Below are 22165 nucleotides of genomic sequence, written 5' to 3' on the forward strand. Positions count from 1 at the left end.
GTGCTGAGGCCGAACTTCTTATGTGTTGCCTCAAGCGATACTATATCCAGCCATATCATCGATTTGGTAAAAGTCGCTGGTGAAAAATGTCCCTTGTCCGGTCTGTTCATTCATAAGCGCAGCATTGAAGTTACCATAAAGGTAGTCAAACTGCCCCCAGCGCGTCGTAGTGCGAAGGTTCATCAGCGCACCTGCCGTGTCGGTCTGAAAATTGAACACCCGGTAGTACGGGCCATAGAAGAATAGCGCATGGCTTTTGTCTTTGGAGACGATCGCAGCGTCAATATTGCCGTCCAATCCGGCCCAGCCGTCCTTGCCGATTGTGCGGGGCCGGTCGATATCGACGCCTTCACCGAATTTGTAGCGCCAATACTGGTCGCCCTTAAAGAAATAGGCTTTCCCGTTCTTGGGGTGAAGGATAGCAGCGTCGACATCATGCGGGATGCCCCACCACCCGTCCTCGCCGATCTTGGCATTTGCTTTGTCGACCTGGTGGGTTGAGTGATCATAGCGCCAATACCGGCCTCCTTTGAAAAAGTAGTCTTTGCCATTGGGATGATTAATCGCAGCATCGACATTGGCGGGTACGCCGGTCCATTGGAGCGCAGGCGTTGTGCCTGCCTCGGGCATACGGATGAAGTCCTTGGTCTTTTGCCTCACTGCCTCCCGATATACGAGAAACTGTTCAACGTTCTCCGCGCTGCGAACCGCGGAGAGAGGATCTTGAGCCGCAAATGCAAGGGCGCGCACTTCGCCGTACACCTTGTTCCCCGAAGCATCTTTGAAGTCTGGTGTTCCGACCACTCCGATTGCGTGACAAAGTTCGTGCGCAACAACAGAGGCCTGGTAGTATTTTTTGTCCAGTTTGAGGCGGTGGTTGTCGTGTTGGAACTTCTTGTTGAACCATTCTGGACACAGGTGAAATTTGCGAGGTCTTGTCACACCCCCGCTTTGAAAGGCGGTGATACCCTTATCGCACCGCCGCGCCCGCCGCCCTGTGGCCGGGCGGCAACGCACATTAAGCCCTTTATCAATGCGTTGAATGATCTCATTGAAACGCAATTCGATGCGTCGCAGCGCGCGGTCCGGGTCTTTTTCGTACCACCCGAACCAGATTGGAAAGCTGCGCCCTTCGCTGTTGAAATAGGCCTCCTTGACCTTGTCCATTCCTTCGCCGACCCCGCCGCCGGCAAGACGGATATCGCTGATTTCCTTACTCGCGCTGGCACACATTGCGCGGCAGGTGCGGATCGCCTCTTCGACGACGGCAACCGGGTTGCTCGCGTTAATATGTGCGTCCGCTTGACGGATGAGTTTGATTCTGTGGTTTGACATGGTTTCCCCCATTCATTGATATGACTGGGGGAGCGTGTGAACAGTTTTCAAAACAATTGATGTGTTGGCCAACACACCATGAATAGAATTTATCTATTCGGGGGAGGCCGCGGCGTAATTGACCTGTCCTAGAACGAATACTTATAGACCTGGCTCACGTCCTCGCCCCATTCATTGTGGTAGGCATCGAGCAGGCGTTGCGCAGGCACTTTGCCGGTGCGCACGATTTCGTCGAGCTCTTCGAGAAAGCCGGTTTCGTTGTCGCCGCTGACGTTCAGGCGGGCGCGGGCGGACAGGCCTTTGCGCGCAATTTCGAGCACTTCGCGGCCAAGGTCCTGCATTGTGCCGCCGCCGGGCAGGGGCGCTTGAAGGCCAAGTTTGGGCGCATCGTTGCGCAATTTCTCGCGCTCTTCCATCGACCAGCCTTTGACCCGGTCCCAAGCGGCATCCAATGCGCCCTGATCGTAGAGCAGGCCCACCCAGAACGCAGGTAGCGCGCAGATCCGGCCCCATGGCCCGCCATCAGCGCCGCGCATCTCGAGAAAGCTTTTGAGGCGCACTTCGGGAAAAGCGGTGGAGAGGTGATCCCACCAATCGCTTGCCGTGGGGCGCTCACCGGGAAGAACCGACAGCTTGCCGTCCATAAAGTCGCGGAACGAAAGGCCCGCTGCATCAATGTACTTCCCGTCGCGGAAGACAAAATACATCGGTACATCAAGCATATATTCCGCCCAGCGTTCATACCCAAAGCCGTCTTCAAAGACGAAGGGCAGCATGCCGGTGCGGTGCGGATCGGTGTCTGACCAGATGTGACTGCGGTAAGAGAGGTATCCGTTGGGCTTGCCTTCGGTGAAAGGCGAATTGGCGAACAGCGCGGTTGCAAGCGGTTGCAGCGCCAAACCAACGCGGAATTTCTTCACCATGTCAGCCTCGGACGAATAGTCCAGATTGACCTGAATGGTGCAGGTCCGCAGCATCATGTCGAGGCCCAGATCGCCCACTTTAGGCATGTGGTTCATCATGATTTTATAACGCCCCTTGGGCATCACGGGCAATTCTTCGCGGGTTTTGTCAGGCCACATGCCAAGGCCGAGGTAGCCTACGCCGCATTTCTCGCCGACTTCCTTGACCTGTGCCAAGTGCCGTCCCGTTTCGTTGCAGGTCTCATGCAGCGTCTCCAGCGGCGCGCCGGAAAGCTCCAATTGCCCCGCAGGCTCAAGGCTCACCGCGCCGTCTTTGCCTTTCAGGGCAATGACATGACCGTTTTCCTCAATCGGCTCCCAGCCAAATTTGCGAAGGCCCATGAGAAGGTCGCGAATACCGCAAGGTTCGTCATAAGATGGCGCGCGGCGCTCTGAATTGCCCGCGTCCAAGCGCTTGTAAACGAGCTTCTCGTGCTCTGTACCGATCCGCCAGTCGGCTTTCGGCTTCTCGCCTCCACGCATGGGGGCGGTCAGGTCGTCCATCCCCCTTATGACGGGTTCGTCAGCGCTCGAGGCTTCACGTGTGCTCATTAAGGGGTCCTCTCTTGGCCGCCCGCTTTAGAAAAGCCTTTTGACATGGGGAAGTGTAAACTGTCTTTTTTCGCCCGAAGTCATTCTTTGTCGGGCGAAGCGCTTTTATCCCAATCACCTGCGACCGCCATCCAGACCGAAAGCGCGGCAATCGCAGCGGTTTCTCCGCGAAGGATGCGGGACCCGAGGGTGATAGGGCGGGCTTGGGGAAGGGCGCGGATGGCGGCGCGCTCTGCATCGTCAAAGCCGCCTTCGGGTCCGATCAGGATCGCAGCGGGGCCTGCGTTTGCGCTAAAGGTTGATGCGGCAGGCTCTCCGCCTTCCTCATCAGCGAAGAACAGCACTCTGTCCTCGGGCCAGTCTTTAAGCAGCGCTTCCAACTTCACAGGCTCCGCCAGTTCGGGCAGCGCGGTGCGTGCGCATTGCTCGGCGGCTTCGGTCGTGATGGTGCGTGCGCGTTCTGAATTGAGCTTATCCGCAACACAGCGGCGGGTTACAACCGGTTGAATGCGTGCGGCACCCAATTCCGTGGCTTTTTCCAGCACAAGATCGAACCGGTCTTTTTTGAGAAGCGCAGGGCACAGCCACAGGTCAGGCACCTCTTCGCGCGGGCGCAGGCGTTCCGCCACGGTCACATCCACGCGGCGTTTTTCGACCTGCCCGACGCGCGCAGCCCACTCGCCGGTTTGGTCATCGCAAAGAATTACCGTGTCGCCCGCCTTCACCCGCATGACCTTGCCAAGGTAGTGCGCCTGAGGCCCATCGAGCGCAAAAGTCCGGCCTTCGCCGAGCGTAAATTCGACGAACAAACGCGGTGCGCTCTTGGGCGGCCAGGCGGGTGTAGCAGGCATGGCTTTTCCCTAGGCGTTTGAGCGGCTAGGGGGAAGAGATGATAGCGCGCATTCGCAAGATTTGGACTGCTGTTGGGCTTCTGCGCCGGTTTGGAAAACAGACCAGAGGCAAAGACAGCAAGGGCACCGATAACAAGGGTACAGGAGGCATCGTGCGCCCGTGAATGATGCGAAGTCTCCCGACATTGTTCCTGATAGCGAGCATCGCGGCCTGATCGCGCGTATGCCGCAATTGCCGCGTGATCTGGCGCAGCTTGCCCGGTTTGATCGCCCTATCGGGTGGTGGCTATTGTTCTGGCCTTGCGTTTTTGGCGTGTGGTTGGCGGGAGCGGGACCTCAGTTTGCGCTGCTCGGCTGGCTCTTGCTTGGCGCGATTGCCATGCGCGGGGCGGGGTGCGTTTATAATGATATCGTCGATGCGAAACTTGATGCGAGTGTTGCGCGCACGGCCCTGCGCCCTGTTGCAAGCGGGCGTGTTTCCAAAAAGCTCGCTTGGGGGTGGTTGATTGCGCTGTGCCTCATCGGGCTTGTTGTGCTTCTCCAACTGCGGATGAGCGCGCAAATTGTGGCTGTGGCCAGCCTTGCTCTGGTTGCGGCCTATCCCTTTATGAAGCGCATCACCTGGTGGCCGCAAGCTTGGCTTGGCCTGGTGTTCAATTGGGGGCTTCTGGTCGGTTGGACTGAGCTGAGGTTCGACAATTGGGATGCTCTGGCTGCGATTTATGCAGGCTGTATCTGCTGGGTCATCGGCTACGACACCATCTACGCCCTGCAAGACCGCGAAGATGATGCGCTTGTCGGGATCAGGTCCAGCGCCCTTAGGATGGGCAAGAATGTGCACGCGGGTGTGGCTGCGTTTTATGCCGCGACCATTGGCTTTTGGGGGCTGGGCATCTGGCTTTATCGCCCTGATGTTTTCGCCCTTTTGGCGCTGTTGCCGGTGGCAGGGCACCTCCTGTGGCAGGTCTCTACGCTTGACCCGAATGACCCCGATAACCCGCTTGAACGCTTTCGCTCGAACCGCTGGGCAGGGGCATTGATGGCAGCGGCCTGCTTTGTTGTCGGCAACGCGGGCGCTTGAAGGGGGTGTAAGCGATGTGCAACCTTTATCGCATGACCAAAACCGTCGATGAGATCGCTGGGCTCTTCGATGCAGTGGATGCCGCCACGGGCGCAAACTTTGGCGAAGAGGTTTACCCCGGCTATCCCGGATTGGTCGTCGCGGCGAATGCCGAAGGGGCCTATCAGGTGGGCACGATGAGCTGGGGCTTCCCCCTCGTGATGAAGGGCAAGAACGGCCAGCCTTTGAAACCCAAACCCGTCAACAACGCGCGGACGGACAAGCTCGATGGCTTCTTTTGGCGCGCCTCGTTTGAGCGGCGGCGGTGCCTTATCCCGCTCACCGCCTGGGCAGAGGCGCAAGGGGCAAAGGGGGCAAAGACCCGCACCTGGCTGTCACTGCCCGATACCGGAACCTTTGCCGCTGCTGGCGTCTGGCGCAAAAGCGAGGAGTTCGGCACCTGCTACTCCATGGTCATGACCGACAGCGCTGGCACAGATGTGGAGAGCGTCCACAACCGCATGCCCGTCATCCTTGCGCCCGATGATTATGGCCTATGGATGTCGGGCGCGCCTGACGAGGCGAAGAGCCTTTGCCAGCCATGGGATGCGGCCATCACGATTGATCCGACCGACCAGCCCTGGGTTGGTGGGGGGACGCGTCGCTGAGGTTTAGCGCGTTTTTTGGGCTGTTCAGGGAATATAGGCTCGCGCGGCATAATCTCGTTCATGACGCCGCTCCTTCGTAGCTGACGACTTCAAATTCGATCCCGTCCCAGTCGAAGAAATAGAACCGCTTGCCCGGCTCATAATCGTCATGGCTAAAAGGTTTGAGCCCCGCGCTTGCGACCGCCTTTTCGGCTGCATCCAGATCATCGACCAGCAGGCCGACATGGTTCAGCGGTTGGCCTTTGGAATACCGCCTTGCGGCATCGGCCCGCACCTCTTCATTGGTGTAGAGCGCCAGATAGGTCGCGCCATTTTGTGGCTCTCCCACGTGGATCGTATCGCCGCCCAATTGTGATTTGCCGCGCCAGCGTTCCTCCCAACCCAGCATTTCCTGGAAAAGTTTCGCGCTTCGCTCAGGGTTGGTGACGGTCAGGTTGGCGTGCTCAATTCGTCCTAAAGCCATTGGTTTTACTCCTTTATTCAGGGGCAGTGACACGTGTTCGAATCACTAAGTAGGACTACTGTGCAAGCTCAACCTAAGTTGAGGTCAAGCTTTGAATACGCTATTGAGGGCTATGGCCAAAACACCCCCGACACGCCCGCCTTCGCATCGCCCGCTGTCTCACAAGGACCTCATCCCCATCGGTGAAATATCCCGCCGGACCGGGCAGAGCGTCTCTGCTATTCGCTTTTACGAGGACAAAGGCTTGCTGGAGCCGATCCGGACAGGCGGCAATCAACGCCGATACTTACGGTCTGACATCAGGCGGGTGAGCTTTATTCTGATTGCGCAAAAACTGGGGTTGAGCCTTGCCCAGATACAGTGGGTCATGCGCGATTTGCCCCATGGCCGCACGCCCACGACAAAGGATTGGCGCCGCATCAGTAAAGCAATCCGTGCCTCGATCGACGCGCGTATCGCTGCCCTTGAACGCACGCGAGACCGGCTGGACGGATGTATCGGATGCGGCTGTCTCAGCCTTGAGAAATGCGCGATCTACAATCCGGAAGACAAGCTTGGTGCAGACGGGCCGGGGCCGCGCCAGATCCTCACAGACGCGCTCGAGGCCGATCTGCCCCCCGCGTAAGATCGCCTGTCAGAGGTCGCGCTTTAATGATCTCCGGGACCAAGCGCCGGATCAAGATCACGCGGGCGTTTGAAATGCACCAGCTTGCCGGTGAATTTCTTCAGCTCCGCCCAGCTGTCGATATTGCATTCGATGATCGCAAACGAGCCGGTCGGAAATTTGATAAGGAGCTCTTTGAACAAATCATTCTCATTCGAGGGTGATACCAGCTCAAGGATCGTCTCGTAGAGCCCGGGATTGTGTCCGGAGATAAGGACCGTGTCGGCATCGCCGCCGTGCTCCTGAACAACTTCGAAAATGGTGTCGGGGCTTGCCAGATAAAGCCGCTCGTCAAAGGTCAGCTCCATTTCAGGAAGACCAACCTCAAAAGTGGCTTTTACGCGCTGTGCGGGGCTGGCGATGACTTTGTCCCAGACTTGCCCGTCTTCGCGGATATGGTCGCCCATCACGACCGCGCCTTTGTGCCCGCGCTCGTTCAAACCACGGTCAAAATCGCGGCTGGCGCCATCGCTCCAGTCGGATTTTGCGTGGCGCAGGATTCCCAATAATTTGGCCAAGTGGCAGTCCCCAAAGCATGTCGGCGAATTGATTGCTTCCCCATGCCATGACTTGAAAGCAAATGGAATGCGGCAGTCTCACACTTTGCGCCCATCGGTGTTTGGCCGCTGGGGAAGGGCGGTATCGTGGAGACTGCCGCGTGCAAGGTCCGGGCACGAGGAGTACCCCGAACCTGCAAGGCCAATTTCAAAGTAAGTGGGCGGTGTTCAGATAAGGCCGGGATCGACCGCGATCAGCCAGCCGTGCACCGTGGTCACCGCGGCAAGCATGGCCGCCAGGATAATGCTGATATTTTCAGCCTTGGACCGCGAGAATTGAGGCAAACGCTTGCGGCCAAAAAGGGGCTTTGCGTGTCTGCGAAACTCCTCGGCGTAGCGCGGGTGCTCTGTGCCCATCATCCGGTCCCAAAAGGTAAAGTAGAACCCGTAATTGTGGCCCGAAGAATGGTGCAGATCGTGGTGCGTGGTGGTGCTGATCCAGCGGGTCCACGGATTGTCGACCCAGCCAGCGGGGAACAGCTCGCTTCCGGCGTGCGCCATCACATTGCGAATAATCATGTGCCACAAGAAGAACAGCAGGGCGAGGCCGGCATATTGGATGCCGATCACGCTTGTCACGATCAGGAACATCGGCATGAAAGCGGCTTCAACTACGGCCTCCAAAGTCGCAAAGCTGTAGGCTGTCCACGGCGTGGGTGTGCGCGATTTGTGGTGGTGTAGGTGCGCGATCTTGAACAATGCCTTTGTGTGCATTGCCCGGTGGATCCAATAGAAATAGGCATCGTGAACCAGCACGATCAGCGCAAACTGCCATGCGATTGTGACAAGCGGTGCGCTATCCAGCTTAAGCTCGATCAGACCAATCTCGCGCCCGACCAGAGTGACAAGTGTGACAAATGCGAAGACCAGAACCGTCCGAAAGGATGAGAGCACTTCGCGAATATAGTCTGCGCGCGAGGCCTTGCGTTTGCGTTGAATGCGCCGCGCGTCCGACCAGCTGCGAAAGACGAGCAGGAAAAGCGTGAGAGCCCCTGCCGCGATCAGATAACGACCGAGGTCAAAATACAGCACATTGGCAAAGTGTTCGGACACGCGGGAAACAGCATATTCGAAGGTCGGTGCACTAGCTTGCTCCGCAGCTTTAAGGGTTGTCGGGGTCGTCATTCAAAAGCTCCCATTCGCTTGGTCGCCATAATGACTGCCCTTAACCGACCCCCAAGTCTCAACAGGTTTGCACAATCACGCTCGATTTCAAAATCGAGCATGTGTTTTCAGTTTTGATCAACCGCGATAGCATCTGCCGCAATGGGAATGTCAGCAAATGCGCGTTTGCGAAATTCGCTGGGAGATGAACCGGTTATGCTGCGAAAAGCGCGGTTGAACGGGGGTAGGGAATTGTAACCAAGGTCCATCGCAATCGTCAGCACCGGCAAGTCGACGTGCTCACCCGATGACAACATTCTTTGCGCCTCGGCAATCCGGTAGCGGTTGAGGAAGGCCGAGAAATTGCGGTGCCCGAGCCTGCTGTTGATGAGCGCGCGAAGGCGGTGTGGGGGCGTGTCGAGCTGATCTGCGAGCGCTGATATCGTCAGACCCGGCGTGCTGTATGCCCCTTCCTCCATTGCGGCGATGAGCTTGTCATGCAGGACTTTTTCCGACGGTGACAAGTCCAGTTCGGGTATGAGCTCTTCATCGCGGTTGGCGGTTTCTTCCTCGCCTTCAACCGGCAAAAGATCGCGATTGGTCCGGAACAGGGTGAGGCTTGCGAAAAGCATGATCACAAGGGTGAGAACCGTGTTGGTCAAGGATACGACCGGGTGGCGGCTATCGACGATGGAAACAAGTTCCAGAATCTCGACCAACAGGATTTGCCCGGCTTGCAATGCCACCAGCAAAGGAAGCCACAGGCGCACAATACGGCGCTCTTCGATAAGGTCGTCGTCGCGCTCGAAAATGCCAACGCGCGCAAGGTCCACGACCAGCAACAGGGCAACCGTGTGCAACAGCAGAAAGCCTGTGACGCCAGCTATGGGTACGAAGTTGGCGAGGAACCAGCCGAGAAGCATCAGCGCAGCAGCGCCCAGCATGATCCGTTGTTCAGGTTCGCGCTCGAACAGCCGTCGCCCCATCAGCCAGATCCAGAACGGGGTGGAAAGCGACACAAGGTCGATCCACGGATCGATTGGCCCGTTGGACGTCATCAAGGGCGTCGAATTGAGCATGTAGCCAATCACGCCGACCAACATTCCGATCAGGGGTGCCCGAATTGCGAGACGCACTTCGCTTGCCACCACCATCGCGATCAGCGTTAAACCACTGCCGATCGAAATCAGCCGGATCAGATAATCCCATTGCTCGATCATAAGTTGGGTTCGATCATGAATTGGGCCCGGTCATGCGAATGTATCTGGCAATTGATCGTCCAACATTCCAGCCCCTTGATCGGGTTTGGGGTCATCTTCGCCGATCAATCCCTTGCTAACCCGTTCAAGCGCTTCGTCCAATGTCGCCCGGCGCACCATTGTGCCTTCGGGGAAAGCAGAAAGCAGGCGTGATGGGAAAGCAGAAGAGAGCACGACGAAATGGCCCGCGTCGTCCTTGTTGCGGATTAGGCGGCCAAAGGCCTGCGCAAGCTTTGCGCGGATGATACGGTCATCATGCTTGCTGCCGCCGCCCGCAGCGCGGCGTGCCTTGTGAAGGATATCGGGGCGGGGCCAAGGCACCGCTTCCAGCACCACGCAGCGCAAGCTTCGTCCGGGCACATCAACCCCGTCGCGAAGCGCATCCGTCCCAAGCAGGCTGGCCTTTGGATCATCGCGGAAAATATCCACCAAAGTGCCCGTATCGATCGGGTCCACATGCTGCGCGTATATCGGGAGCCCTTCGCGCGCCAGACGATCGGCAATCCGGCCATGGACTGCGCGCATTCGTCGGATCGCAGTGAACAGGCCAAGGACGCCGCCCTCGCTTGCCTCGATCAGGCGCGCATATGCTCCGGCTAAGCCCGGCAGGTCGCCTTTCTTCACATCGGTGACGATCAGGACCTCGGCGCGTTTGGCGTAGTCGAACGGGCTGGTCGCTTGGGTAAGGAGGGGTTGGCTCTCGATATGCGCTGCGCCCGAGCGGGCAATGGCGCTTTCCCAAGGATCGCCCGCCTCGCTGTCGATGCGGTCAGTAAGCGTTGCACTGGTCAGCATCACGCCGTGCGCAGGTTCCAACACCACTTTGGCAAAGGGCTTCATCGGGTCGAGCCAGCGGCGGTGGATCGCCACATCAAATTCGCGCGCGTCGGACCGGTCCACCGCAAGCCAATCGACAAATTCGGGGTCAGCAGGCCCGCCAAGGCGCACCAGCAGCGATTCCCATGCGGCCAACAGATCAACCCGCCACGCAAGCGAGAACCGCGCCCCTTCAATCCGCGCTCTGCCTTGCCCATCAAGCCAATCGGGCGGATCGGCCATAATCGTCTCGAGCCGCGCGCCCAATTTCATCAGGGGCGTGCGAATACCGGCAAGGGCTTCGGCGGCGATATTGGCCGCTTCGATGACTTCGCCGGGGAGGCCGCTAGCCTCGGTCTCGATCCCGTATCCCGCCTCTTGCCCTTTTTCATCGCGGGCATAGGTGACGGTCCGCACCGCCGACAGCAGCGCCTCTATTGGTCCTGACGGTTCGTTTTCGTGCAGCCGTTGGAGCCAGCCTTCACCGGGAAGAGCGCCCGCGTTCTCACAAGCCTGCTCAATCGCCTCGCCGCCTTCCTCGTCATAACTCGAAACATCGGCGAGCCTTGCGGAAAGTCCCCGCCTGCGTCCGCGGTTCTTGCGTTCTGGCCCGAGGATCCAGCGCCTGAGTTCAATCGCTTCCTGACCCGAAATGGTCGCGGCGAATGTGGAGTCCGCCGCCTCGAACACATGGTGTCCTTCATCGAAAATAACGCGAGTGGGGCGCTGTGCATGGTCGCGGCCGCGCGCTGCGTTGACCATCACCAAGGCATGGTTGGCAATAACCAGATCAGCTTGTGCGCTGTCTCTGGCCGCGCGTTCGATAAAGCACTTTCGGTAATGCGGGCAGCCGGCATAAATGCACTCACCGCGCTGGTCGGTAAGGGCGGCAATCCCGCGTTTGCGGAACAGCGTGCCCAGCCATCCGGGCAGGTCTCCGCCGATCATATCGCCGTCGCGGGTAAAGCTGGCCCAGCGCGCGACCAATTGCGCGAGGATCGCGGGACGCCCTGCAAAGCCGCCTTGGAGCGCATCTTCGAGATTGAGAAGGCAGAGGTAATTCTCGCGCCCTTTTCGCACCACCACTGGCGGTGTGCCATCGGGGCGCTTTACCGGCCATGCGCGGCGGCTCTCCGTGCGCAATTGGCGCTGCAAATTCTTGGTAAAAGTCGAGACCCAAACGGTCCCGCCCGATTGCGCCGCCCACAGCGATGAGGGCGCAAGATAACCCAACGTCTTGCCAATCCCCGTACCTGCCTGCGCCAAGGCTACATGCGGCAATTCGCGGGCATCGCGCGGGGCAAAAATCTTGGCCGCATCGCGGCTATAATTGCGCTGACCCTCGCGTTTTTCTGACCCCTCTCCGGTCAGCGCGTCAAGTTTTGCCAGCACATCATCTGGCGCCAGGTCCACCTGACGCGGGGCCCCGCGCTCGCCTGCTTCCTCCCACTCGGGAAGCGCTGAAAACAGCCACCGCTCCGCCTTTTCAGGCCTCGCGATGTGCGGTTTGATCACTTGCGCCCACGGCCAGCGAAGCTTTTCCAGTGATTGCAGCGATGACCACGCGCCCGCACGCTCAAACCATTCCGGGTCCTCGCACGCCTCTGCCAAAGCGCCCGCTGCGGTTTGCAGAAACTCGGGCACATCCTGATCGCTTGCCGGTTCTACGAGACCGAGCGCAGAGGCAAGGCCGCGCGGTGTCGGCACACAGAAACGCGCAGGGTGAACAAAGGCGAAAAGCTCGAGCAGGTCGAGCCCGGAAAGGTCAGGGTAGCCCAGCCGATTGGCCACCAAAGGGGCATTGAGCAAGAGCACCGGCGTATCTGCCGCCGCCATAATTGCATCGCCCTTCGACGCGGCCTCGGTAGAACCATTCGCCGCACGCATCCAGTTGCCGGAATGGCTGGCATGCATTGCAGGCAGGGGAAGGGGGCTTGGTTTGCTCACAATGGGACCCTTGATGGCGGCGGCTAAACCCAATGTAAACGAATGAGCGCGATTGTACTGTGGCTTAGACGTAAAGGAGCCTTCGATGCACAGAAAAACAGGCAAGATTGCGACCACCGCCTTGTGCATCGCCATGCTTGCAGCGCCTGCGATTGCCAACGGCAATCAGGGGCAGGGATCAAGCGCTGCTCCTGAAATGTCAGCTGCCTCTGTCAGCGAAACCAGCGCCCGCATCGCAGCGGTTCAGGCGCATATCGACGCCTATCGCACCGGCAATATCGACAGGTTTGTCGCCACTTTCACAAAAGACGCAGTGGTGAGAACCGACGGGTTTGAAGCAGTGGGCCATGACCAGATCAAAGCGCTCTATGCCCTAAATTTTGAACCAGGCGCACCGGCCATTCGGGTTTACGGCAGCGGTGTTGATGGCGAAGCGATCGTCGTCTCGATCGGATATGTGCTGGAAGACGGGCAGGAGATATGCTGTTCAAATTCCTACTACGAAATCACCAATGGCAAGGTGAGCTTTCTGCAATCCAATATGTAGAAATACAAAAGAGGGACGACCCGGCATCTCAGTCCCGTAAGGGCATGCCCGGCCGCCCCTCCCTTGCGACCCTGCGGGTGAACGCCCAATCATGGGAATGGGCGCATCGTGGAGACCCGCAGTGAATCCAGCTACGAAGTAGCGGCCCGAAAGATTACATTTTCGCGCCTGCACAAAATCGCTTCACACGCGCGCGCCATGCCGATATGCGCCGGTCCTATGACTGACACCGCACTTATCGAAGCCGCCCGTTCTTCCAAAGCCTGGCCGTTCCAGGAGGCCCAGCGCCTGCACAAACGGCTGCATGGCAAGGGCGGCAAGGGCAAACCAAACGGTGAGCCGGTGTTGTTCGAGACGGGTTACGGTCCATCAGGCCTGCCGCATATTGGCACGTTCCAAGAGGTCCTGCGTACCACCTTTGTGAGGCGGGCATATGAGGCGCTCACGGGTGAGGCGACGCGTCTGGTCGCTTTCAGCGATGATATGGACGGGCTTCGCAAAGTGCCCGAAAACCTGCCTAATCAGGCGATGCTGACCGAGAACCTTGGAAAGCCTTTAAGCCGCATCCCTGATCCGTTTGAAAAGTTTGAAAGTTTCGCCGCGCACAACAATGCGATGCTGCGCGAGTTTCTCGACCGGTTCGGGTTCGAGTATGAATTTATCGCCAGTTCCAGCCGGTACAACACAGGCGCGTTCGATGATGCGTTGAAGAATGTCCTGCGCAACAATCAGGCGATCCTCGACATCATGCTTCCGACGCTTCGGGCAGAGCGTGCGGCGACCTATTCGCCGATCATGCCAATCTCGCCCAAGACGGGCGTTGTGCTGCAAGTGCCGGTCGAAATCGTGGATGCCGACGCGGGCACGATCCGCTTCACCGATGACGATGGCGAGGTGATTGAACAAAGCGCACTTGGCGGCAAGTCAAAGCTGCAATGGAAGGTCGATTTCGCCATGCGCTGGGTCGCGCTGGGTGTCGATTACGAGATGTACGGTAAGGATTTGACCGACACCGGCGTGCAATCTGGCAAGATCGCCCGTGTGCTGGGTGGTAATAAGCCTGAAGGCCTGATCTATGAGCTGTTCCTCGATGAAAAGGGCGAGAAGATTTCCAAGTCGAAAGGCAATGGCCTGACGATTGAGCAATGGCTGGAGTACGGGACCGAAGAGAGCCTCGGCTTCTACATCTTCCCCAATCCTAAAAGCGCAAAGCAGCTTCACACCGGCGTGATCCCGCGTGCGGTCGATGATTATTGGCAGTTCCGCGAGCGCCTCGCTGACCAGCCGCTCGACAAGCAATTGGGCAATCCTGTCTGGCACTTGCTGCGCGCCAATCACTCGCTTGCGGGCGCCGAGGCACCGGGGGCTGGGGACACGGTTCCGGTGAGCTTTGGCTTGCTACTTAACCTTGCAAGCGTGCTGGGTGCTGAGGCCACGGCTGAGAACCTTGCGAGTTACGTCGCTAGCTATCTGGGTGAGACAGAGAAAAACGCTGATCTTGATCGCATGATCGAAGCAGCGGTCGCCTACACCCGCGACTTTATTGTGCCCACGCTCAAGAAGCGCGCGCCTGTTGCCGGTGAGGTTGAGGCCCTGCGCGAACTCGACGCGAAACTGGCTGAGGCCGCAGCGGATGCGGACGCGGAAACCTTGCAGACGATGGTCTATGAGATCGGCAAGAATGAGGCCTATGGCTTTGAAAACCTGCGCGATTGGTTCAAGGCGCTCTACGAAACGCTGCTCGGGTCAGAGCAGGGGCCGCGCATGGGCAGCTTTATCGCGCTGTACGGTGTGGAGCCGACCCGCAAATTGATCGAAGAGGCGTTGGCGAAGGCGTAGGCGACTTTCGCCCGCTTACTTCCACTTTCGCGTGCGGTACCATTTGGTGATGATGTATTTCGTCCCTTTGAGGACCGGCGTCCCTGCGTGAATGGTGCCTTCATTCGGGCTGCCATCGGGCAGGGCGTTGTTCCAGATCAGCAGGACGCCCGTCTTGGGCTCGATCTTGATGCCAATATCGGTGAAGTGCGTCTCTCCGCCTGCCTCAACATCATTCAGGAAAACCATCGTAGTCCAGCTGCGCTGACCGCCGCGTTTGCGCTCATCAAGCCAGTACTTCTCGCAGGTATAGAACCAGTCATTATGCGGCTTGAACTCTTGTCCTTCCTCATAGCGTTGCCCCTGGATTGGCTCGCCCACGATTGCGTTGACGCCAAGCACGTGGTCGATGCGCTGGCTGATGTCTTTTACAAAGGCGTTATGGGGATCAAGATCGCCGGAATAGGACGTGCGAAACCCGCTTTCATAGGTCATCTCGTGGAGAGATGAGGGGCGGGCCTTGTCGTCGACCATCACACACAGACGCTGACACTCTTCCGGCGTCAGAAAGTCTCCGATGGCAAAGAGCTCGGCCTTGTCGGTTTCTATTTTATAGGCCTGCGGATTGGCGGCCAAACGCTCGCGCACCTTGGCGCCCATGCGCCTCAATGCGTCCTGATCGGGGATGTCTTGCGTCTTCGCCATAAATCGGATGAGTAGCACCGGCACTTCGCGAAAGAAAACCCCCGAAGGATTGATCCTTCGAGGGTTCTCCATCCACTTGCACCCGGCTTAACTCAGGTCTTGGCTTCCGGTCATCACCAGAAGAAATCGTGGATTACATCGACCACTTCGCCTGTGTACACATCGACCAGAACCACATCGTCGTAATAGCGTACCCAGCGATAGGGGCCGTAAACGGGCGGCAGGCGATAGGCGAACGGATCATTGATCCAATAGCGCTGTCCGAAGAACAGGTTATCAAGATAGAACCCGACACTCAGTCGGTTGTACCTGTGGCCATAGAACGGCGCGTGATAACGACCCAAGCGGAAGATCCCGCGGTTTGCTCCGCGCCAGTTTCTCCAGCCAAAGCGGCGGTCATTGCGCCAACCACGACGGTTCCAGCGGCGGAAATCGCGGCGGGCATCACGATAGCCACGGCCATACGCATACCTGCGGTCGCGCCAGCCCCGATCATTGCGATAAAAGCCACGGTTATTGCGGAAGCGACGGTCGGCACGGCGATCAGCCCTGCGCTCTGCGCGGCGTTCCGAACGCACGCCATCACGAAAACCTCTGCGTTCCGCGCGGTTTATGCGGCGGTCATCGCGGCGATTGACACGGCGATCATTGAACCGGCCATTGCGGACCCGATCTGCCCGGCGGTCACCCCGACGTTCAACACGATCAGCCCTGCGGTCGCCCCGGCGTTCTACCCGATCCGCGCGCCGTTCACTACGACGATCGACCCTGTCCGCTGCACGCGGATTGCCACGCCGATCCAAACGATCAGCTCGCCGATCACCCCGACGCTCGACGCGGTCTGCGCGGCGTTCGCTACGGCGGTCAACGCGGTCGGCACGGCGTTCGCTTCTGCGGTCAATCCGGTCCCCGCGCCGCTCGCTGCGACGTTCGACACGGTTTGGGCGTTCGCCTACGCGGCGTTCAGCATTCTGACGTGCACGATCACCGCGATTGACCCAGCGATCTGCGCGATCCTGCGTTTGCGGATTGCGGTTTGCACGGCGCTCCGAACGGTTTTCCTGCCGGTTCGAGCGTCTCTCTGCTCGTTGATCAGAGCGACGCTCCGAACGGTTTGCCCGTCGCTCTTGGCGATTGCCTTGGCGATTTGCACGGCGTTCGCCCCGATTGGCGCGTCGGTCACCGCGGCGATCCGCCCGGTCCGGTTGAAATTCGGTCGCAGCCGAAGCCGAGAATTCAAGCACTTCAGCCTGAGCCTCTTCTGCAGGTGCAACAAAGACAAGCGTTATGGCCAGGGCCGATAGAGCGCTTCCTCGCAAGAACTGCGTTAAATCCATGAGTTTGCCTTTCAGTGTTGCCGCCCCACCACTTACGGCCTTGTAAAACCGAGCCTTCCAGTGTCTCGATGAAACCCTTCTAGAGCTGAGTCGCTGAGCGCAAGCTTAACCACCCGTTTAGGCTTACGTTAATGTTCGGGCGTCTGAATATGAACGCCATGATTGTGGCCATCTTGACGGGGGCGGTCAAAGTCTCAATGGCCTTTGTCCATGTTCGAAACACTGACCGATGTCGAAGCCGACCTTAAGCAGCGGCTTATCCGCGCTGCCAAAGATCGCCGTTCTCCCATGCATGTGCCAGCGGTCGTGACCAGCGATGTCGATGCACGCGGCATGGTTCTTCGCGAGTTCAATTCGGGCGCGTGGACCTTGCGCTTTCATACCGACACGCGCGCACCCAAAGTGGCCGCGATCGAGGCTGATCCGCGCATGGCGGTGTTGTTCTATGACAAGGGCACGAAGATCCAGATAAGGGCCAAGGGCACGGGGCGTATCTTGCGCGATGACCCGGTGACGAATGTCGCATGGGACAATGGCAGTAATTTTGCTCGCCGCTGCTATCTGGGCGAGGGGCCGGGCGCTGCAAGCGATACGCCGACATCGGGTCTGCCTGCGGAATTCGAAGGCCATGAGCCAACAGATGAGCAATTGGTGCCTGCGCGCGCAAATTTCGCTGTGCTGCTGGTGGAGCTGGAAGAGCTCGATTGGCTCTATCTTGCGCACACGGGCCACGTCAGGGCCCAGTTCGCAAAAGATCAAGACGGCAGTTGGAGCGGACGCTGGGTCTCACCCTGACAGCCGCTAAGTGCTCACGCGGCTTGGGCAGCCTCTTCTTCGGGTGCGCTGGTCGAGGGCGGGGGAAGCAAAAGCACTTCTTCCCAATCGCCTGCCTCTGAACCTTGCCCAGCATCAGCGTCAACAGGCGCGTCTTTCCCAAGATCGGTGCCAGCGCGCATCACCTTGGCTACATGAGCCAATACGGCTGCGTGGTCGTAACGCTCTGCGCGGTGAGGGGGCACCTCGGCCACCTCGGGAGCCTTTACCGGGCGGCGGGCGAACATCTTTGCTCTGAACGCGGAAGCCTCTCTGTCCCTTCTTTCCGAGACCGCTTCGGGGTCTGCGATTTGGGCCAGTTGGCTATCCAGAGTTTCTCTTGCAAACAGACCGGAGAGCGGATCGGCTTTCTGACGCGGTGTGATCGGCCATTGCCTGAACCCGAGGGCCATGCAAATGCCAATCGCAATTCCGCCAATAAGCGCAAAGGCCGGATCAATCGCGCCAAATCCAGCGGTTATCCCTTCCAAAATTGCCCCCTTATCCGTCATCGCTCGTCCCCGCGCTCGATCTGATATTCATCTAACCTGCGTATCTTTCGCTATCGGGCGTTAAATCATCGTTAAGGCTGACCTTGCCCGCGAAACCGGCGTTTTGGCTAACGCTGCCGGTCGCGAGGGTGTCACTTGCCGATTGTGCGGCACGGCCTGCACGGGTGACACAGTCTCGCCCGGCCTGCTTGGATGCGTAGAGCGCGCTGTCGGCTCTGGCGAAGAGGGCGCGGTATCCTTCGCCCTTTTCCTGCTGTGCAACGCCGAAGCTGGCGGTAAGCCGCACGTCGAGCGAGCCGTTGCCAATTTCGAGCGAATTGGTGCGAACGCGCAGCCGCTCTGCCAGGCCCGCTGCAATGTCCTCATCTGCATTCCACACCAGAATGCAAAACTCCTCACCCCCGACACGGCCGGCAATATCGCTCGACCGGATCATGGTCTCGGTCATCTTGCCAAAGGCCGCAATCGCTCCGTCGCCTGCCTGGTGCCCCCAGATGTCATTTACCTGTTTGAAATGGTCGATATCGCCGATCACAAGCGCAGTATTGATGCCTTCGATAGTGGCCTTGGCAAGGGCTGTTTCGACCTGTGCTTCAAATTCGCCGCGAACCAGAAGGCCGGACAGATCATCACGGGAAGTCTTGTGGTGAAGCGTGGTCACCTGATCTTTCACGGCTCCTGCGATCTGGGCAAGGCCGAACAGGACGGAGCCAACCGCAAAGACCCAATTGAACACAAAGTAATAGGCGCTCTGGCGGTATGCTTCAGCAGCGATTGGTCCATCGAACATGAAAGAGACAATTGGCCGGATAAAGAACTGCGCCGCGGTCAGGATGAGCATGACGAGCAGGAAACGCTCAACCAGATCGCGGCCCGAGGCTTGAGCGAAAAGTTGCGCGGTCAACATCATCATCGCAGCGCAGGTGAGATTGGTGATGTAAATGTCCGTGACAATCGAATTGCCGACATTTTGCGCCAGCATCATCGTCGCAAAGCCTGTGAACGCGATCCACAATTGCGCGACCAGCGGCGGCTTTGCCCCGATGCGGGTCAGCACGCCCCACGACATCGCCACAGCAGACAGCGTGTATGGCACATGGGTGATCGCCGGAATCGCGCGGCCCCAATAATCGGGGCTGAGCAGTGAAATGGAAAAGCCCGAGGTCAACAACAGCCACCCGATGGACAGCGCAAGATTTTCGGTGCGCCGCTTGTCGCGGCTCCAGATCATGAAAAACGCGGTCGCAAAAATCAGCGTCAACAAAGGCGTTGAAAAGAAGAGCAAAAGCTCGCGCAAGAAACGAAACCCCCGGGAATTGAGAGGTTGCGATACAAGCGCACAGTTAATTTGAGGTTAGGGAGAAACGCCAAGGGACTTGCTCCGATATCTTCACCGGTTATGCATGTCCGTCATCGAAAGCTGGCCGTGTCAGCGCTCGATCCTTGAAGCGGTATGGAACGGGTTCATACGCTCATTATCGGAGAGTGGTTTGCCCGTCGGTATGCCCGAAACAGGCTGTTGCGACACTTGCGTGTCCGACTTTCGAGAGCGCGACGCCGCGCTTGCGAGTGCGCTTGGATTGACCACATGTTTGAAACCCGAAGTGGCCTTGATGCTCGAGCTTTATGAAGCGGGTCAGAAGGGCAAAGCGGTGACGGTTTCGGTGCTCGGCATGCAAGGCGGCATCGCCCCGACGACAACGTTGCGCTATCTCGAAGCGCTCCAGAAAAAAGGCGCAGTCCGCCGCATTGCACACGAGACCGACAATCGCATGACTTACGTGGAGCTAACCGAAAGCGCGCGTGCGGCGATGGATGCGGCGTTTGGGGGGTGAGGAGCGGGCTGTGTCCGGCGGTTGGGTCTACATCATGACCAGCCGGTATCGCGGGACCGTCTATGTGGGGGTGACCGGCGATTTGGCCGCTCGGGTGAGCCAGCATCGGACTGGCAAGGGTTTTGAATTTTGCGCGCGCTACGGCCTCAAGCGGCTGGTCTGGGCCGAGAGCTTTGCATCAATCGAGGAAGCAATCGCGTTTGAGAAGCGCGTGAAGCGCTGGCGGCGGCAATGGAAATTCGAGCTGGTCGAGAACGCCAATCCCGATTGGGAAGATTTGTTCGGCGATCTGGCAGGAATTTAGCCAATTTACCGCTCCGGCCCCGCTCCCACCATCGTCATCCCGGCCCTCTTTCCCCCTCGTCATCCCGGCCCCCGAGCCGGGATCCAGCTAACTTAGGCGCGGAAGAAAAAGCGGGACCCCGGATCAAGTCCGGGGTGACTGTGGTGTGAGCGCTTTAGCTCTACTGGCTCGTTCGTACTGAGACACAAGCTTGATATTTGCCGCGGGCATCTCCGCGATACCAAACTTCAACGACTTCAAAATAGTCGAAATAACCCCCGGCATCTTTCGAGATTGTTTCGCCCATACGCGGGACGGTTTCGAACTCACCTACGAAGAGTTCGGTTGCCATTTCTGAGTCACTGTAAACTTCAATCTGCACCAAATCACCTAGTCAGCTTCTTATAAGCCAACCGCGTAGGCCGATCCGCTGCATCACCCAGACGACGCCGCTTGTCTTCCTCATAAGCCTCGAAGTTGCCCTCAAACCACTCCACGTGTGAGTTGCCCTCAAACGCCAAGATGTGCGTCGCCAAGCGGTCCAAGAAGAAGCGGTCGTGCGAGATTACCACGGCGCAGCCGGCGAAGTTCTCGATCGCGTCTTCAAGCGCGCCCAAGGTCTCGACATCAAGGTCGTTGGTCGGTTCGTCCAAGAGGAGCACGTTGCCGCCTTGCTTGAGCATTTTGGCCATGTGCACACGGTTGCGCTCACCACCGGACAGTTTGCCGACGTTTTTCTGCTGGTCTGCGCCTTTGAAGTTGAACGCGCCCACGTAAGCTCGGGTTGACGTATCGTGGCCGTTGACTTGCATGTAATCGAGCCCGTCGGAGATTTCCTCCCAGACGTTGTTCGTCGGGGTAAGGTCGTCGCGCGATTGGTCGACATAGCCAAGGTGGACAGTGTCGCCGATTTCAATTGTGCCGCTGTCGGGGGTCTCTTGGCCGGTAATCATGCGGAACAGAGTTGACTTACCCGCACCATTGGGGCCGATCACGCCGACGATACCGCCGGGAGGCAGCATGAAAGACAGGTTTTCGAACAGAAGCTTATCACCGTAAGCTTTTGAGATGTTCTTGGCCTCGATCACCTTGCCGCCAAGGCGTTCGGGGACCTGAATAACGATCTGTGCTTTACCCGGCGCGCGGCCAGCTTGCGCTTCCTGAAGCTCTTCAAACTTGCGGATACGCGCCTTCGACTTGGTCTGGCGTGCAGCAGGCGTTTGCCTGATCCATTCAAGCTCGCGTGACAGAGCCTTTTGCTTGCCGCTTTCCTCGCGGCTTTCTTGCTCAAGACGCTTGGCCTTTTTCTCGAGGTAGGTCGAGTAATTGCCTTCGTATGGGTAGTAGGTGCCGCGGTCGAGTTCGAGGATCCATTCCACGACATTATCAAGGAAGTAGCGATCGTGGGTGATCATCAGGACGGCGCCTGCATATTCCTTGAGGTGGTTTTCCAGCCACTCCACGCTTTCGGCATCAAGGTGGTTGGTCGGCTCATCCAAGAGCAGGATTGACGGCTTTTGGATCAACAGGCGGGTCAGCGCAACACGGCGTTTTTCACCACCCGAAAGGTTCTCAACGCTTGCATCAGAAGGCGGGCAGCGCAGCGCTTCCATCGCGATTTCAAGCTGATTGTCGAGGGTCCAGCCATCAACCGCATCAATCTTCGCCTGAAGCTCGGCCATTTCTTCACCGAGCGCATCAAAATCGGCGTCAGGCTCTGCCATTTGCGCGGACACTGCGTTGAACTTCTCAACCAGATCAGCGGTTTCGCGCGCGCCGTCTTTGACGTTTTCGAGCACCGTTTTAGTCGGGTCGAGTTCCGGCTCCTGCGGCAGATAGCCAACAGTGATGTTCTCACCCGCCCATGCTTCGCCCGAGAAATCGGTGTCGATCCCGGCCATGATTTTCATCAGGGTCGATTTACCCGCACCATTGGGCCCCACGATGCCGATCTTGGCGCCTTGGTAGAATTGCAGGTTAATATTCGAGAGCACCGGTTTGTTCGCGCCGGGGAAACTCTTGGTCATGCCTTTCATTACGAAAGCGTATTGCGCAGCCATGGGGCGGATCCTTTGGG

21 protein-coding genes are annotated in these 22165 nt (G+C 58.5%); 8 read left to right on the forward strand and 13 right to left on the reverse strand.

Annotated features, from left to right (window positions below; genetic code table 11):
• Window positions 1-30 precede the first annotated feature (30 nt).
• From AC0V6Q_RS02115 to AC0V6Q_RS02125, 3 genes are all read right to left on the reverse strand, one after another.
• On the reverse strand, window positions 31-1335 hold the full coding sequence (locus tag AC0V6Q_RS02115) for a hemopexin repeat-containing protein (RefSeq protein ID WP_486166790.1): 1305 nt from the start codon (window positions 1333-1335) through the stop codon (window positions 31-33).
• 128 nt (window positions 1336-1463) lie between these two features.
• Window positions 1464-2849: a glutamate--cysteine ligase gene (locus AC0V6Q_RS02120; RefSeq protein WP_486166791.1), complete on the reverse strand. Its 1386-nt coding sequence runs from the start codon at window positions 2847-2849 to the stop codon at window positions 1464-1466.
• A gap of 80 nt (window positions 2850-2929) precedes the next feature.
• A complete protein-coding gene (locus AC0V6Q_RS02125) occupies window positions 2930-3700 on the reverse strand; it encodes a 16S rRNA (uracil(1498)-N(3))-methyltransferase (protein ID WP_486166792.1) in 771 nt (256 codons plus the stop codon).
• 223 nt (window positions 3701-3923) lie between these two features.
• Between AC0V6Q_RS02125 and ubiA the strand changes: the two genes are divergently transcribed.
• Both ubiA and AC0V6Q_RS02135 read left to right on the forward strand, forming a co-directional pair.
• Complete coding sequence (ubiA, locus tag AC0V6Q_RS02130; protein WP_486169224.1) at window positions 3924-4781, forward strand: 4-hydroxybenzoate octaprenyltransferase; 858 nt, start codon at window positions 3924-3926, stop codon at window positions 4779-4781.
• A 14-nt stretch (window positions 4782-4795) separates the two neighbouring features.
• Window positions 4796-5428 carry an SOS response-associated peptidase gene (locus AC0V6Q_RS02135; RefSeq protein WP_486166793.1) on the forward strand — a complete coding sequence of 211 codons (633 nt, stop codon included), beginning with the start codon at window positions 4796-4798 and terminating at the stop codon, window positions 5426-5428.
• 58 nt (window positions 5429-5486) lie between these two features.
• Here the strand turns inward: AC0V6Q_RS02135 and AC0V6Q_RS02140 are convergent, their stop codons facing one another.
• Entirely contained in the window at window positions 5487-5891 is a 405-nt protein-coding gene (locus tag AC0V6Q_RS02140; protein ID WP_486166794.1) for a VOC family protein, read from the reverse strand.
• 112 nt (window positions 5892-6003) lie between these two features.
• Here AC0V6Q_RS02140 and soxR point away from each other — a divergent pair, with 112 nt between their 5' ends.
• Complete coding sequence (soxR, locus tag AC0V6Q_RS02145; RefSeq protein WP_486166795.1) at window positions 6004-6516, forward strand: redox-sensitive transcriptional activator SoxR; 513 nt, start codon at window positions 6004-6006, stop codon at window positions 6514-6516.
• A gap of 23 nt (window positions 6517-6539) precedes the next feature.
• On the opposite strand, the gene AC0V6Q_RS02150 is transcribed toward soxR, so the two are convergent.
• The 4 genes from AC0V6Q_RS02150 to AC0V6Q_RS02165 all read right to left on the reverse strand — a co-directional run bounded on the left by AC0V6Q_RS02150 (window position 6540) and on the right by AC0V6Q_RS02165 (window position 12178).
• Entirely contained in the window at window positions 6540-7073 is a 534-nt protein-coding gene (locus tag AC0V6Q_RS02150) for a SixA phosphatase family protein (RefSeq protein WP_486166796.1), read from the reverse strand.
• A 207-nt stretch (window positions 7074-7280) separates the two neighbouring features.
• Window positions 7281-8237 carry a sterol desaturase family protein gene (locus AC0V6Q_RS02155; protein ID WP_486166797.1) on the reverse strand — a complete coding sequence of 319 codons (957 nt, stop codon included), beginning with the start codon at window positions 8235-8237 and terminating at the stop codon, window positions 7281-7283.
• 107 nt (window positions 8238-8344) lie between these two features.
• The gene (locus tag AC0V6Q_RS02160; RefSeq protein WP_486166798.1) at window positions 8345-9436 is read right to left on the reverse strand and encodes a helix-turn-helix domain-containing protein; all 1092 of its coding nucleotides are present in this window, start codon (window positions 9434-9436) and stop codon (window positions 8345-8347) included.
• A 30-nt stretch (window positions 9437-9466) separates the two neighbouring features.
• On the reverse strand, window positions 9467-12178 hold the full coding sequence (locus AC0V6Q_RS02165; protein WP_486169225.1) for an ATP-dependent DNA helicase: 2712 nt from the start codon (window positions 12176-12178) through the stop codon (window positions 9467-9469).
• Between the two features lie 145 nt (window positions 12179-12323).
• On the opposite strand from AC0V6Q_RS02165, the gene AC0V6Q_RS02170 reads away from it, so the two are divergent.
• Both AC0V6Q_RS02170 and AC0V6Q_RS02175 read left to right on the forward strand, forming a co-directional pair.
• Window positions 12324-12785, forward strand: coding sequence for a nuclear transport factor 2 family protein (locus AC0V6Q_RS02170; protein ID WP_486166799.1), 462 nt, complete (start codon window positions 12324-12326; stop codon window positions 12783-12785).
• Between the two features lie 219 nt (window positions 12786-13004).
• Window positions 13005-14624, forward strand: coding sequence for a lysine--tRNA ligase (locus tag AC0V6Q_RS02175; protein WP_486166800.1), 1620 nt, complete (start codon window positions 13005-13007; stop codon window positions 14622-14624).
• A gap of 15 nt (window positions 14625-14639) precedes the next feature.
• Here the strand turns inward: AC0V6Q_RS02175 and AC0V6Q_RS02180 are convergent, their stop codons facing one another.
• Entirely contained in the window at window positions 14640-15308 is a 669-nt protein-coding gene (locus tag AC0V6Q_RS02180) for a prolyl hydroxylase family protein (protein ID WP_486169226.1), read from the reverse strand.
• A 113-nt stretch (window positions 15309-15421) separates the two neighbouring features.
• On the reverse strand, window positions 15422-16645 hold the full coding sequence (locus tag AC0V6Q_RS02185; protein ID WP_486166801.1) for an RcnB family protein: 1224 nt from the start codon (window positions 16643-16645) through the stop codon (window positions 15422-15424).
• Between the two features lie 210 nt (window positions 16646-16855).
• On the opposite strand from AC0V6Q_RS02185, the gene AC0V6Q_RS02190 reads away from it, so the two are divergent.
• On the forward strand, window positions 16856-17440 hold the full coding sequence (locus AC0V6Q_RS02190; RefSeq protein WP_486166802.1) for a pyridoxamine 5'-phosphate oxidase family protein: 585 nt from the start codon (window positions 16856-16858) through the stop codon (window positions 17438-17440).
• Between the two features lie 14 nt (window positions 17441-17454).
• Here the strand turns inward: AC0V6Q_RS02190 and AC0V6Q_RS02195 are convergent, their stop codons facing one another.
• Both AC0V6Q_RS02195 and AC0V6Q_RS02200 read right to left on the reverse strand, forming a co-directional pair.
• Entirely contained in the window at window positions 17455-17970 is a 516-nt protein-coding gene (locus tag AC0V6Q_RS02195; protein ID WP_486166803.1) for a hypothetical protein, read from the reverse strand.
• Window positions 17971-18001: 31 nt separating this feature from the next.
• Complete coding sequence (locus tag AC0V6Q_RS02200) at window positions 18002-19267, reverse strand: GGDEF domain-containing protein (protein ID WP_486166804.1); 1266 nt, start codon at window positions 19265-19267, stop codon at window positions 18002-18004.
• Window positions 19268-19373: 106 nt separating this feature from the next.
• Here AC0V6Q_RS02200 and AC0V6Q_RS02205 point away from each other — a divergent pair, with 106 nt between their 5' ends.
• Window positions 19374-19805 (forward strand): hypothetical protein, encoded by a 432-nt coding sequence (locus AC0V6Q_RS02205; protein WP_486166805.1) that lies wholly within the window; start codon window positions 19374-19376, stop codon window positions 19803-19805.
• Window positions 19786-20109, forward strand: coding sequence for a GIY-YIG nuclease family protein (locus tag AC0V6Q_RS02210; RefSeq protein WP_486166806.1), 324 nt, complete (start codon window positions 19786-19788; stop codon window positions 20107-20109). The genes AC0V6Q_RS02205 and AC0V6Q_RS02210 overlap by 20 nt, the downstream gene beginning before the upstream one ends.
• A 365-nt stretch (window positions 20110-20474) precedes the next feature.
• Here AC0V6Q_RS02210 and ettA read toward each other — a convergent pair whose 3' ends face one another.
• On the reverse strand, window positions 20475-22148 hold the full coding sequence (ettA, locus tag AC0V6Q_RS02215) for an energy-dependent translational throttle protein EttA (RefSeq protein ID WP_486166807.1): 1674 nt from the start codon (window positions 22146-22148) through the stop codon (window positions 20475-20477).
• Window positions 22149-22165: the final 17 nt, after the last annotated feature.

It is taken from the genome of Erythrobacter sp. S227, from assembly GCF_057364925.1.